The 13,807-nt window shown below is 54.3% G+C and carries 12 protein-coding genes; 7 read left to right on the forward strand and 5 right to left on the reverse strand.

All coding sequences use genetic code 11. The features are described from left to right. On the reverse strand, nucleotides 1-693 hold the full coding sequence (locus DAI21_RS13605) for a molecular chaperone (protein ID WP_107703355.1): 693 nt from the start codon (nucleotides 691-693) through the stop codon (nucleotides 1-3). A 132-nt stretch (nucleotides 694-825) separates the two neighbouring features. Then, nucleotides 826-1,431 carry a fimbrial protein gene (locus tag DAI21_RS13610; protein WP_234419478.1) on the reverse strand — a complete coding sequence of 202 codons (606 nt, stop codon included), beginning with the start codon at nucleotides 1,429-1,431 and terminating at the stop codon, nucleotides 826-828. Between the two features lie 485 nt (nucleotides 1,432-1,916). Between DAI21_RS13610 and flhB the strand changes: the two genes are divergently transcribed. From flhB to DAI21_RS13635, 5 genes are all read left to right on the forward strand, one after another. After that, nucleotides 1,917-3,065 (forward strand): flagellar biosynthesis protein FlhB, encoded by a 1,149-nt coding sequence (flhB, locus tag DAI21_RS13615; RefSeq protein ID WP_100779762.1) that lies wholly within the window; start codon nucleotides 1,917-1,919, stop codon nucleotides 3,063-3,065. Then, nucleotides 3,058-5,136, forward strand: a complete 2,079-nt coding sequence (gene flhA / locus DAI21_RS13620) for a flagellar biosynthesis protein FlhA (protein ID WP_107703356.1) — start codon at nucleotides 3,058-3,060, stop codon at nucleotides 5,134-5,136. Before flhB ends, flhA begins: the two co-directional genes overlap by 8 nt. Next, nucleotides 5,136-5,528 (forward strand): flagellar protein FlhE, encoded by a 393-nt coding sequence (locus tag DAI21_RS13625; RefSeq protein WP_102103992.1) that lies wholly within the window; start codon nucleotides 5,136-5,138, stop codon nucleotides 5,526-5,528. Before flhA ends, DAI21_RS13625 begins: the two co-directional genes overlap by 1 nt. Nucleotides 5,529-5,789: 261 nt before the next feature. Further along, on the forward strand, nucleotides 5,790-7,373 hold the full coding sequence (locus DAI21_RS13630) for an MFS transporter (protein ID WP_100779765.1): 1,584 nt from the start codon (nucleotides 5,790-5,792) through the stop codon (nucleotides 7,371-7,373). A gap of 4 nt (nucleotides 7,374-7,377) precedes the next feature. Beyond that, nucleotides 7,378-8,517 carry a glycoside hydrolase family 105 protein gene (locus DAI21_RS13635; RefSeq protein WP_107703357.1) on the forward strand — a complete coding sequence of 380 codons (1,140 nt, stop codon included), beginning with the start codon at nucleotides 7,378-7,380 and terminating at the stop codon, nucleotides 8,515-8,517. A 41-nt stretch (nucleotides 8,518-8,558) separates the two neighbouring features. On the opposite strand, the gene argS is transcribed toward DAI21_RS13635, so the two are convergent. Further along, nucleotides 8,559-10,292: an arginine--tRNA ligase gene (argS, locus tag DAI21_RS13640; protein WP_100779767.1), complete on the reverse strand. Its 1,734-nt coding sequence runs from the start codon at nucleotides 10,290-10,292 to the stop codon at nucleotides 8,559-8,561. 239 nt (nucleotides 10,293-10,531) lie between these two features. Here argS and DAI21_RS13645 point away from each other — a divergent pair, with 239 nt between their 5' ends. Together DAI21_RS13645 and cutC are read left to right on the forward strand one after the other, a co-directional pair. Then, nucleotides 10,532-11,092 (forward strand): VOC family protein, encoded by a 561-nt coding sequence (locus DAI21_RS13645; protein WP_107703358.1) that lies wholly within the window; start codon nucleotides 10,532-10,534, stop codon nucleotides 11,090-11,092. An 85-nt stretch (nucleotides 11,093-11,177) separates the two neighbouring features. Next, nucleotides 11,178-11,921 (forward strand): copper homeostasis protein CutC, encoded by a 744-nt coding sequence (gene cutC, locus DAI21_RS13650; protein WP_107703359.1) that lies wholly within the window; start codon nucleotides 11,178-11,180, stop codon nucleotides 11,919-11,921. A 169-nt stretch (nucleotides 11,922-12,090) separates the two neighbouring features. On the opposite strand, the gene cmoB is transcribed toward cutC, so the two are convergent. Next, nucleotides 12,091-13,062 carry a tRNA 5-methoxyuridine(34)/uridine 5-oxyacetic acid(34) synthase CmoB gene (cmoB, locus tag DAI21_RS13655; RefSeq protein ID WP_107703360.1) on the reverse strand — a complete coding sequence of 324 codons (972 nt, stop codon included), beginning with the start codon at nucleotides 13,060-13,062 and terminating at the stop codon, nucleotides 12,091-12,093. Continuing rightward, on the reverse strand, nucleotides 13,059-13,799 hold the full coding sequence (cmoA, locus tag DAI21_RS13660) for a carboxy-S-adenosyl-L-methionine synthase CmoA (RefSeq protein WP_100779771.1): 741 nt from the start codon (nucleotides 13,797-13,799) through the stop codon (nucleotides 13,059-13,061). Before cmoA ends, cmoB begins: the two co-directional genes overlap by 4 nt. Nucleotides 13,800-13,807 lie beyond the last annotated feature (8 nt).

The following is a 13,807-nucleotide window of genomic DNA, read 5'->3' on the forward strand; positions in this document are numbered from 1 at the left end:
CTATCCCTGACCCAGGGTCGCAATGTATTTGGCGGAAGCGTTGCCGTAATCGGTGATGCATCGCCAACTGACCTGGCTGCCTACTGCACTCTCAGGCACGGGGATCGCTACGCTCGACTGAGGCGTGACCATATCGGCTTTCTCAAGCGTTGCGTTTCCCAGTTTCAGGTTGTCAAAGGTGATGTGAAAAGCCCCCTCGTTGGTCACCGTCAGCTGCTTGCCGTGACGGGAAAAACGCAGGTTTTTGCAGGTTTCATCAGGGTCGCCTTTCAGCCCTTTTGGACGCCAAAATAGCTTGATACGCGTTTTGTAGATCAGGCGTAACACGTTCTTATCGTCATCCTCCGCCGCGGTGGCAGGAATGGTACGAACGTTCATATAAAACAACGATTCTATGTTCTCGGGTAATGCAGTGCCGTTCCAGGCGATCCTCAGACTTTGTTCTCTCTGGGGTTCAAGACGAAATAACGGCGGCGTGACGATAAAAGGCCCGCGGGTTTTACCGTTTCCCGTATCGGTCCAGGATTGAATCAACCAGGGAAGTTCAGTTTCTCTATTTGTCAGGGGGAGTGAAATTTCTTTTTTTCCTGCTTCGTAGACGATCCTCGTACGCCCAACCTGGATGCCTGCCGCATGGCTGAATGAAGAGAATATAACAGGTGTCAGTAATAGAATTAGCGGATAAATACGCATGCGTAATATTTGTCCTGGTCTAAAAATAATGGCTCAGAAGTATGTGGTGGATAAGGGGTTTCTTATAAACGCCCATTCGAGAATATACTTCTTTGCGGAAGTATTGATGTCAGGAATGGGCGGGCCGGGCGATTAACGATAAATAATATTAACCGTCATATCCGCATCGGCAGGGCCGGCAGTGACCGGTTTAGCAAACGATATATAACGTGCATTAAAACTGGCTGTTATTGTGTCAGTGGTTTTGGTAGGAAGTTCGATATACACCTGATCTTCCGCTCCGTCCATTGTTATAAGGTCGGTATCCGCGCCATCAAGGCTCACAGCGATACCTACACCTGTAGCGGCTGTTGCCCCCGCTGTCGTTATTTTGCTGACATCTAGTAGGTCTTTTTTTCCTGTGAGGGATGTGGCACCGCTAAATGTCAGTTGAATAGACGGAAGACCATCACTTTTCAACGGGCAATCTTTCAGTGTGATATTGAAGGGAGTTAATGTTGACTCAACACCGGGTTCTGTAAATAAAGTCGTGGTATAGGTGCCCAGGGGAACGGTACTGTCTGTACCATCATCGCCGTCAATGATACAACTTGGCTCAATAATTTCCCCTGTGAAATGAATCTTTCCTGCATTCATTTCTGCAGCGAATGTACTTACTGAAGTCAGCGCCATCAATGCGCCAAAAATAATAGGGTACCTGAGGTTCATAATCAGAACGTCCTTAACAATAAATTCCATGTTGAGATTACTGGTGAAAGTGAACTTAATAAATAACGTTATTTCACAGGCCAGTATAAAAGGTATTTGCTTCGGACGGAAGTATGGCTTAATTGATATTATATAGGGTAATTTATTCGGACTTGACTGTAAAGTATTCATAAATTTGTGTTTTTAAATAATTCTAAAATTAATAATGTTAAGCATGATAACCATTATAAACGTGTTGATATTTATTGTTATTTTGGTGTTATGAGTGTTTTGTGGTTAATCGATGTAAAGCGTTTGCAAGACGGGTTTAAACAACACGAAAGACGTTTATTTCATTTTATAAACCACATTAACCGTGCGCTGAAAAGTCTAAAATTAGACACAAAATTTTTAAGCTTCGTGAGTTTTGGCCGTTAAACAGGCTAAAAACGGCAAGTTATACAGGCTTTTCCGTCCATTGAGTTGGATGTGCTCTGGCATGATACGCGTGACGAAATGGGCAGAGAGCGCGCACTGTGGCAGAAGACAGCGACGACAAAACAGAAGCCCCCACACCCCACCGACTAGACAAAGCGCGTGAGGAAGGGCAAATCCCCCGATCCCGAGAGCTGACATCCCTGCTGATTTTAATCGTAGGTGTATGCATTATCTGGATGGGTGGGGAGTCGTTTGCCCGCAGACTGGCGGGGATGCTCTCGGCCGGGCTGCGTTTCGACCACAGTATGGTGAATGATCCCAACCTGATCCTCAGCCAAATCATTCTGCTGATTAAAGACGCGATGATCGCGCTGTTGCCGTTGATTACCGGAGTGGTGATTGTGGCCCTGGTCTCGCCCGTTATGCTGGGCGGCCTGGTGTTCAGCACGAAGTCCCTGCAGCCCAAATTTTCCAAACTCAATCCGTTCCCCGGCATAGCCAAAATGTTCTCGGCGCAGACGGGGGCGGAGCTGCTCAAAGCAATTCTGAAATCCGTTCTGATGGGGAGCACCGCCGGGTTTTACCTCTGGCACCACTGGCCCGATATGATGCGCCTGATCAGCGAATCCCCTTTGACGGCCATGAGCAACGCCATGAATCTGGTCGGGCTGTGCGCGGTGCTGGTGGTGCTCAGCATTATTCCGATGGTGGGATTTGACGTCTTCTTCCAGATTTACAGCCATATCAAAAAATTACGTATGTCGCGGCAGGATCTTCGTGACGAATACAAACAGATGGAAGGCGACCCGCATGTGAAGGGGCGTATTCGTCAGATGCAGCGCGCGGCTGCGCGTCGTCGCATGATGGAAGATGTTCCGAAAGCGGACGTGATCGTCACTAACCCGACCCACTACTCCGTGGCGCTGAAGTACGACGAAAACAAAATGAGTGCGCCAAAAGTGGTGGCGAAAGGGGCGGGACTTATCGCCCTGCGCATCCGTGAAATTGGCGCTGAACACCGCGTGCCGGTCCTGGAAGCCCCGCCGCTGGCGCGTGCTCTGTATCGTCATGCTGAAATTGGACAGCAAATTCCTGGTCAGCTCTACGCCGCTGTGGCGGAAGTGCTGGCCTGGGTCTGGCAGCTGAAACGCTGGCGTTTGGCAGGCGGTCAACGACCTGTGAAACCTGAAAATCTGCCGGTGCCTGAGGCACTGGATTTTATGAACGAGAAGGACACTGATGGCTAATCTGGTGGCAATGTTGCGCCTGCCCAGCAACATGAAATCGACGCAATGGCAGATCCTTGCCGGGCCGATTCTCATCCTGCTAATTTTGTCGATGATGGTGCTGCCGTTGCCAGCATTTATCCTCGACCTGCTTTTCACATTCAACATTGCACTCTCGATTATGGTGCTGCTGGTGGCGATGTTCACCCAGCGTACCCTTGAGTTTGCGGCGTTCCCGACCATTCTGCTGTTCACCACCTTGCTGCGCCTGGCGCTGAACGTGGCGTCAACGCGTATCATTCTGATGGAAGGGCATACGGGCGGTGCAGCGGCGGGTAAAGTGGTTGAGGCCTTTGGTCACTTCCTCGTCGGCGGCAACTTTGCTATCGGTATCGTGGTGTTCGTTATCCTCGTTATCATTAACTTCATGGTTATCACCAAAGGTGCGGGCCGTATCGCTGAAGTCGGCGCCCGTTTTGTTCTCGACGGGATGCCGGGCAAACAGATGGCGATTGACGCCGATCTCAACGCCGGGCTGATTGGCGAAGATGAAGCGAAAAAGCGCCGTTCCGATGTTACTCAGGAAGCGGACTTCTACGGTTCGATGGACGGTGCGAGTAAATTCGTGCGCGGGGATGCCATCGCCGGGATCCTGATTATGGTGATTAACATCGTCGGCGGTCTGCTGGTGGGTGTACTCCAGCATGGCATGGATATGGGCCATGCGGCGGAAAGCTATACGCTGCTGACGATCGGTGACGGTCTGGTGGCGCAGATCCCGGCGCTGGTGATCTCAACCGCGGCGGGTGTGATCGTGACCCGTGTAAGCACCGACGAAGACGTCGGTCAGCAGATGGTCAGCCAGCTGTTCACTAACCCGAATGTGCTGATGCTCTCTGCGGCGGTACTGGGCCTGCTGGGCCTTGTCCCGGGCATGCCTAACTTTGTTTTCCTGCTGTTTACCGCGGCTCTGCTGGGGCTTGCCTGGTGGCTGCGTGGACGCGACACCAAACCGGCAGCTGAACCGGTACCGGTCAAAATGCCGGAAAATAACCAGTCGGTGGAAGCCACCTGGAACGACGTCCAGCTGGAAGATTCCCTCGGGATGGAAGTGGGCTATCGCCTGATCCCGATGGTTGATTTCCAGCAGGACGGCGAGCTGCTGGGCCGTATCCGCAGTATCCGTAAAAAATTCGCCCAGGATATGGGCTTCCTGCCGCCGGTGGTGCACATCCGCGACAATATGGATCTGCCGCCTGCGCGCTATCGCATCTTAATGAAAGGCGTGGAGATTGGTAGCGGCGATGCCTATCCGGGGCGCTGGCTGGCGATTAACCCAGGCACAGCGGCGGGTACGCTGCCGGGCGAACAGACCATCGATCCGGCCTTTGGCCTGGCGGCAATCTGGATTGAAAGTGCGCTGAAAGAGCAGGCGCAGATCCAGGGCTATACGGTGGTGGAAGCCAGTACCGTCGTGGCGACACACCTGAACCACCTGATTGGGCAGTTCTCGGCGGAGCTGTTTGGCCGTCAGGAAGCGCAGCAGTTGCTCGACCGCGTCACCCAGGAGATGCCGAAGCTGACAGAAGATCTGGTGCCGGGCGTGGTGACGTTAACCACGCTGCACAAAGTGCTGCAAAATCTGCTCGACGAAAAAGTGCCGATCCGCGATATGCGCACCATTCTGGAAACTCTTGCGGAACATGCGCCGCTGCAGAGCGATCCGCACGAACTCACCGCCGTGGTGCGTGTGGCGCTGGGCCGTGCCATCACCCAGCTGTGGTTCCCTGGTTCCGGCGAAGTGCAGGTGATTGGTCTCGACACGCCGCTTGAGCGTCTGCTGCTGCAGGCGTTGCAGGGCGGTGGCGGCCTGGAGCCGGGTCTGGCAGATCGTCTGCTGGCGCAAACGCAAGAGGCACTGGCGCGTCAGGAGATGCTTGGCGCTCCGCCGGTTCTGCTGGTGAATCACGCGCTGCGTCCGCTGCTCTCTCGCTTCCTGCGACGCAGTCTGACGCATCTGGTGGTACTGTCGAATCTGGAACTATCGGATAACCGTCATATTCGTATGACGGCGACCATCGGAGGCAAATAATGCGTTACTGGCTGTGGATTTTACTGTTCCCGATGCTGGCTCAGGCCGCCGGGGAAGGTACCTGGCAGGCGAGCAGTATTGGTATCACCCTGAGCAATCGCGGGGTATCGGCCTCCTCGCGACCGCTTTCCGCCTCAGAACCGGCCTCCGGGCTGATGACGCTGGTGGTCTGGCGTTATCAGCTGATTGGCCCGACGCCTGCGGGCCTGCGCGTACGCCTGTGCTCGCAGACGCGCTGCACTGAACTGGACGGTGAAAGTGGCACCACGCACGCCTTCAATGGGGTGCCTGCCGTTGAGCCGCTGCGTTTTGTCTGGGAAGTCCCGGGCGGAGGACGTCTGATCCCCGCACTTAAAGTTCAAAGTAACGAAGTGATTGTGAATTACCGCTAATTGCCTGCCTTTTCACCAGCCGTCAGTAGAAACTGACGGCTGGCTCCCAAAAAATGACCCCGCCTTTTGATGCAAGAGAAACGCTGTTTTATAAATCAGTGACACGCGTACGGAATCTCTTTGCATTATTGCCATTCGCTCTCAGGCAGTGGCAGAAACAGAAAGGTATCAATAGAACGATACTTTTACTGTAGCCGTGTAAAAACTCCCGGACGAGGTTTGCATACAGGGAGTCTCCCAACATTCAAAGGGTTGACGGCAATGAAAACACGTAAAATTGGACTCGCAAATTACCTCGCCTACGGGTCAGGCGATTTTCTTGGGGCAGGCACAACCGCGCTGACGGCGGCCTGGCTGTTATATTTTTATACGACGTTCTGTGGGCTCTCGCCGATTGAGGCGACTTTTATTTTTGCGGCCGCCAGGGTGCTGGACGCGGTGGTCAGCCCGTTAATGGGCTTCCTGACCGATAACTTTGGTACCACCTGGCTCGGCAAACGCTTTGGCCGCCGTAAGTTCTTTATCCTGCTCGGTATTCCCTGCGTTTTCAGCTACTCGATGATGTGGGTAGGGGATATGGGCTTCTGGTATTACCTGGTCACCTATCTGATCTTCGATATCGTGTACACCATGATTCTGGTGCCTTACGAAACCTTAGTCCCGGAAATGACGGACGATTTCAAACAGAAAACGAAATTCTCCGGCGCGCGTATCTCTATGGCGCAGATGTCGGCGATTCTGGCCTCTTTCCTGCCGGGTATCCTGCTGACTCACTTCGGTAAAGACAACGCGATCTCCTTCTTCTACGCGAGCCTGGTCTTCTCCGTGCTGTGCGCAATGATGCTGACTTTCGTCTGGATCTTTACCTGGGAGCGCCCGCGTGAAGAGTGGTCTGAAGCGGCACTGCGCGCAGAAGAAGAGAAGAAAAAACTCAATCTGAGCCAGAGCCTGAACCGTCTGTTTGTCGAGTTAAGCTCAACGCTGCGAGTGAAAATTTTCCGCCAGCATCTGGGGATGTATCTGGGCGGCTATATCGCGCAGGACGTCTTCAACGCAGTGTTCACCTATTACGTGGTATTTGTGCTGATGCAGGAAGCATCGATGGCGTCGAACTTGCTGGGCACCATGGCCATCTTCCAGTTCATCGCTGTAATCGCCATGATCCCGCTCTGCATCCGCTTTGGACCGGCCCCATCGTACCGCATGGTGGTCGTGCTGTTTGGTCTGGCTTCTATCTCTTACGCGGTGCTCTATTACGCCGGACTGAGCGACGTCTATTCGCTGTTGCTGCTGATCTCTGCTGTGGCAGGTTTGGGTCGCGGGGGCATCAACTACGTTCCGTGGAATATCTACACCTATATTGCTGACGTGGATGAAGTGATCACCGGCCAGCGCCGCGAAGGGATTTTCGCCGGGATTATGACCCTGACGCGTAAAGCCTCGCAGGCCGGAGCCATCATGCTGGTGGGGATTGTGATGCAGATGTCCGGCTTTGTCAGCGGCCAGAAAACCCAGCCAGCGGAAGTGAGCCATACCATTCTGATGATCCTGAGTGTGGGCACCATTCTGGTGCTGGCCTGCGGTTTCCTGGTCTCCCTGCGCTTTAAACTGAACCTGGAAACTCACAGCACCCTGCGTGAAGAGACCGCCAAAATGCGCGAGTCCGGACACGCGATGCCGGAAACGGCGACCCCGCAGGCCCGCGCCACCGTTGAGCTGCTGGCCGGGATGCCGTACGAATCCTTGTGGGGCAACAACAACATTGGTTATCTGAATCGCAATAAACCGGCGGCACCTTCCTTGAAGGATCGCGCGGTACTGAATTCGACATATCACAGAGGTTAAGATTATGAAGGTTTGGCCTGTCAAACATAGCCCGTTACTGCGTCAGCCTGAGCATTTTATTGCCAGGGATGAACTGAAATCACTGATTGAAAAGGTGACGCACAATCTGGTGAACATCCACGATAAAACCGGCGAATTTTTGCTGCGGCTGGACGACGGGCGCGTGATCGACACCAAAGGCTGGGCGGGATGGGAGTGGACGCACGGCGTGGGCTTATACGGCATCTGGCAGTATTACTGCCAGACCGGTGACAGCCACATGCGTGACATCATCGACGGCTGGTTTGCCGACCGCTTTGCCGAAGGCGCGACCACCAAAAACGTCAATACGATGGCCCCGTTCCTGACTCTGGCGTACCGCTTTGAGGAGACGCAAAACGCCACCTATTTGCCATGGCTCGAGAGCTGGGCAGAGTGGGCGATGAACGACATGCCGCGCACGGCGCACGGCGGCATGCAGCACATCACCCTGGCGGAAGAGAATCATCAGCAAATGTGGGACGACACGCTGATGATGACCGTCCTGCCGCTGGCGAAAATAGGCAAATTGCTCAATCGCCCGGAGTATGTGGAAGAGGCGGTGTATCAGTTCCTGCTGCACGTTCAGAACCTGATGGATCGCGAAACCGGGCTGTGGTTCCACGGCTGGAACTACGACGGGCAGCACAATTTTGCCAAAGCCCGCTGGGCGCGCGGAAACAGCTGGCTGACGATTGTCATCCCTGACTTCCTTGAGCTGGTGGATTTGCCGGAGAACAACGCGGTGCGCCGTTATCTGGTGCAGGTTCTGAATGCGCAAATCGCCGCGCTGGCAAAATGTCAGGATGAGAGCGGCCTGTGGCATACGCTGCTCGACGATCCCGAGTCGTATCTGGAAGCATCCGCCACGGCAGGTTTTGCCTACGGGATCCTGAAAGCGGTGCGCAAGCGTTACGTTGGCGCGGAATACGCTGAAGTGGCGGAGAAAGCGATTCGGGGAATTGTGAACAATATTTCGCCGGAAGGGGAGTTGCTGCAAACGTCGTTTGGCACGGGGATGGGCAGCGATCTGGAGTTTTATCGCCAGATCCCGCTGACCTCGATGCCGTACGGTCAGGCGATGGCGATTTTGTGTCTGACGGAGTATTTGCGTAAATATTTCTGATAATAAAAAACCCGGCAATTGCCGGGTTTTTTGTTTCTGTATTACATACGCTCTACGGTTTCGATCCCGAGGGTATCCAGCCCCAGCTTCAGCGTCTTCGCGGTCAGTTGCGCCAGTTTCAGACGGCTGTTGCGGATCGCTTCGCTTTCGGCGGAGAGGATAGGACAGTGCTCGTAGAAGCCAGAGAACAGGCCCGCCAGATCGTACAGATACGCACACATGACGTGCGGCGTGCCTTCACGGGCAACCACCGCCAGTGTCTCTTCAAACTGCAGCAGACGGGCAGCCAGCTGCGCTTCGCGGTCTTCATTGATCACCACGGTAGCATTTGCCAGCGCGCTTTCATCAATGTCGGCTTTACGGAACACAGACAGCACGCGGGTGTAAGCATACTGCATGTATGGCGCTGTGTTGCCTTCGAAGGCCAGCATATTGTCCCAGTCGAAGATGTAATCGGTGGTACGGTTTTTGGACAGATCCGCGTATTTCACCGCGCCGATACCGACGGCAGTCGCCAGTTTTTCCAGCTCGTCGGCTGGCATATCCGGGTTCTTCTCGGCGACCAGGCGGCGCGCGCGTTCCAGCGCTTCATCCAGCAGATCGGAGAGTTTAACGGTACCCCCGGCGCGGGTTTTGAACGGCTTGCCGTCTTTACCCAGCATCATGCCGAACATGTGGTGTTCCAGCGGAACCGAATCCGGCACGTAACCGGCTTTACGCACGATGGTCCACGCCTGCATCAGGTGCTGGTGCTGACGGGAATCGATGTAGTACAGCACGCGATCCGCATGCAGCGTTTCGTAACGGTATTTCGCACAGGCGATATCCGTCGTGGTGTAGAGATAGCCGCCATCCTTTTTCTGGATGATCACGCCCATCGGTTCGCCTTCCTTGTTTTTATACTCATCAAGGAACACAACCGTTGCGCCTTCGCTCTCGACCGCCAGATTTTTGGCTTTCAGATCGGCCACGATGCCTGGCAGCATGGGGTTATAAAGGCTTTCGCCCATCACGTCGTCGCGGGTCAGGGTGACGTTCAGACGGTCATAGGTGATCTGGTTCTGGGACATAGTAATGTCCACCAGCTTGCGCCACATTTCGCGGAAGTAGGCGTCGCCGCCCTGCAGTTTCACCACATAGCTACGTGCGCGCTCGGCGAAGGCTTCATCTTCGTCGTAATGTTTTTTGGCTTCACGGTAGAAACCTTCCAGATCCGCCAGCGCCATTTCGCCCGCATTTTCCTGCTGCTGCTTTTCAAGATAGGCAATCAGCATTCCGAACTGGGTACCCCAGTCGCCAACGTGGTTCGCGCGAATCACTTTATGGCCCAGGAACTCCAGGGTGCGCACAGCGGCATCGCCGATGATGGTGGAGCGCAGGTGACCGACGTGCATCTCTTTTGCCACGTTTGGCGCAGAGTAATCGACAACGATGGTTTGCGCTTGCGGCTGAGTCACACCCAGACGGTCAGATTTCAGCGCCGCGTCAATGTGACCCGCGAGGAAGGCCGGATCGAGGAAAATGTTGATAAAGCCTGGACCTGCAATCTCAACCTTGTTGGCAATGCCGTTGAGGTCCAGATGAGTCAGTACCAGCTCAGCGAGTTGTCGCGGCGGCATGCCCAGTTTTTTAGCCACTGCCATCACGCCATTAGCCTGATAGTCGCCAAACTGTACTTTTGCTGACTGACGAACCTGCGGTTCGCAATCCGCAGGCGCACCTGCGGCAATCAGTGCCTGACTGACTTTTTCGGAGAGAAGAGCCTGAATATTCACCTGGATACCTTACTTTTTTGCTGCGGGGGAGTTGCAACCCGCACCAGTTTGAGAATTTAGGGCCGGAGTATACTGCAAATGCCCTCTGGCGTCAGCATTGCGCAGGCTGAAGAGCGCTCAGAAAACAGGCGATGAAATAGTGCATAAGCATGCAGCAGGAAAATCGTGAAATCTGCGGTTGGTTGCAGGCATCCAACAGAGTAAATTAGCGGCTTTGCGACAGGAAAAGAGAACCGCTGATGACGAACTGGCACTCCAATGATGAACTGCATGATATTTCCGCAGATTTACCGCGTTTCACCCAGGCGTTCACAGAACTTGCCACCCGTCTGGGGCTGGATATTGCACCGCTCGACGCCGATCACATTTCCCTGCGCTGCCATCAGAATGCGACGGCGGAGCGCTGGCGTCGTGGATTTGAGCAGTGCGGTGAGCTGCTGTCAGAAAACGTGATCAACGGGCGTCCCATTTGTCTGTTTAAACTCCATCAGCCGGTCTGCGTGGCGCACTGGCAGTTCAGCGTGGTCGAATTACCCTGGCCGGGCGAAAAACGTTATCCGATTGAGGGCTGGGAGCACATCGAAATCGTGCTGCCGGGCGATCCGGAAACCCTGAATGCGCGCGCACTGGCGCTGCTGTCTGACGATGGCCTGAGCCAGCCGGGAATTTTCGTGAAAACCAGCTCACCTAAAGGGGAGCGCGAGCGTCTGCCAAATCCGACGCTGGCGGTCACCGACGGCAAAGTGACGGTGAAATTCCATCCCTGGACGATCGAGCAAATTGTCGCCAGCGAAGAGTAAGCCGCAAAAGAGTGTGAACTCACGCTAAGTCCGCCCTCTGGCGGCGTGGCATGATGGTCTATTACCGTGAATTTTAGGAGGAAGTGTGGCGCTACTGGAGATCTGTTGTTACAGCATGGAATGTGCTGTGACTGCGCAACAAAACGGAGCTGATCGCGTTGAACTGTGCGCGGCACCGAAAGAGGGCGGATTAACCCCGTCATACGGTGTGCTGAAGTCCGTTCGCGAGGCGGTGACGATCCCCGTTCACCCCATCATTCGCCCACGCGGCGGTGATTTTTGTTATTCGGCGGGTGAGTTTGACGCCATGCTGGAAGACGTCGTCCGGGTTCGCGAGCTGGGTTTCCCAGGTCTGGTGATCGGTTTGCTTGATGAAGACGCAAATGTCGATATGCCGCGTATGCGACAGATTATGGCGGCAGCAAAAGGGATGGCGGTGACTTTCCATCGCGCGTTTGATATGTGCAAAGACCCCATTCAAGCTTTTGAAAATCTAGCAGAATTAGGCGTTGCACGTATCCTGACATCCGGCCAGCAATCAACGGCGGAAAAAGGACTGCAATTAATTATGGAACTAAAAGGGCATTCCGGTGTTCCAATAATAATGGCAGGTGCTGGTGTTAGAGCCAGCAATCTGAAAACGTTTTTAAACGCAGGGGTAGAAGAGCTTCACAGCTCAGCAGGCAAGTGGACGCCTTCGCCTATGCGATATCGCAATACAGGATTGTCAATGTCGACAGATGCCGAAGCGGATGAGTACTCCCGCTACAGCGTAGATGGAGAGTCGGTTGCGGTAATGAAATCCATGATTGACCAGTTTCACGTGTAGCAACGATTTTTACCGCGCATCATGTCGCCCAATATGATGCTTGCTTGTACCAGGCCCCTGCAATTTCAACAGGGGCCTTTTTTTCACTTTTATATTTTAAGCCCAGCGGCGCTGCCGGGCCTTGAACTGTGTCTTGAGGAAAGGTAGTGCACCTGTTTCGCCAGGGACATTACGGCTTCGTTGCGATCAAGACTGCACGCATCGGCGCGGGATACCCTTCGATGGTTTTGCTGCTGTCGTTCGGGTCGAGGAATTCTGCCAGCGACTCGGTGGTCAGCCATTCTGTGCGACGCTGCTCTTCGGTGGAGGTCACGCACACATCCACAATGCGGATATCGACAAAGCCACACTTCGCCAGCCAGTTCTTCAGCGCCAGCGCGGATGGAATGAAATAGACGTTACGCATCTGAGCGTAGCGATCGCCCGGCACCAGTACTGCGTTTTCGTCACCCTCGATTACCAGCGTCTCCAGCACCAGTTCGCCACCGCTGACCAGCTGATCTTTCAGCTGCCACAGATGCTCCAGCGGCGAGCGGCGGTGATACAGCACGCCCATCGAGAAGACGGTATCAAACGCGTTCAGGGCAGGGAGTTGCTCAATGCCCAGCGGCAGAACGTGCGCGCGCTGATCGTTGCCCAGCAATTTGCGCACCGCTTCAAACTGGCACAGAAACAGCTGCATCGGATCGATACCGACCGCCAGATGTGCCCCCGCGCCAATCATGCGCCACAGGTGATACCCACTCCCGCAGCCCACATCCAGAATAGTGCGACCGGTCAAATCAGACAGATGGGGCAGAACGCGATCCCACTTCCAGTCAGAACGCCATTCGGTATTGATGTTCAGACCATAAAGGGAGAACGGTCCTTTACGCCATGGCATCAGATTGCGCATCAGCTTTTCAAGACGCAGCAGCTGGCCTTCGCTCAATGGCTCGACGCTTTCAGCCGTCACGCTGTGCAGCAGATCCAGTTTGTAGGGCGTCATGTCCGGCAAAAACTCAACGGCATTGCTCCACTGCTTAAACTGACCGTGCAGGGAGTCACGCTGCCAGGCGGCCACCTGTGCAGGCAGGGTTTCCAGCCAGTGGGAGAGATGGTTTTTGGCGATAAGCTGATAAAAATTACTGAAGTCGATCATGCGTTGTCCCCTTTCAGTGCCACCAGGGAACCAAAGTTAAAGCACTGGAACCACAGCTCGCTGTGCTCAAAACCGGCGTTATGCAGGCGCGCTTTGTGTGCTTCGACGGAGTCGGTGAGCATTACGTTTTCCAGCATGCTGCGCTTTTGACTGATTTCCAGCTCGCTGTAGCCGTTAGCGCGTTTAAAGTCGTGATGCATGTTAAACAGCAGCTCGCCGACCTTTGCGTCTTCAAAACTGAATTTTTCCGACAACACTAGCGCGCCGCCGGGATTCAGCCCCTTGTAAATTTTGTCCAGCAACAACTGGCGATCTTCGGGCACCAGGAACTGCAGGGTAAAATTCAGTACCACCATGGAGGCGTTTTCGATCTCGATATCGCGGATATCGCCTTCAATGACGTCAACGGGCGTGGGCGCTTTATAGGCATCAAGATGACGACGGCAGCGTTCCACCATCGCGGGAGAGTTATCGACGGCAATGATTTTGCAGCCTTCATGATGCACATTACGGCGAACGGACAGCGTCGCGGCGCCCAGTGAACAACCCAGGTCATAAACCTGCGTACCGGGTTGAACGAAGCGTTCAGCCAGCATGCCGATCATAGAGATAATATTGGAATAACCTGGAACAGAGCGCTGGATCATATCCGGGAAGACTTCGGCTACCCGTTCATCAAAGGTCCAGTCGCCCAGACTGGCGATAGGCGCGGAAAAAAGCGTGTCGCGATCAGACATAACGTAAA

It is taken from the genome of Lelliottia sp. WB101 (assembly GCF_003051885.1).
GTDB classification, from domain to species: Bacteria; Pseudomonadota; Gammaproteobacteria; order Enterobacterales; family Enterobacteriaceae; genus Enterobacter; species Enterobacter nimipressuralis.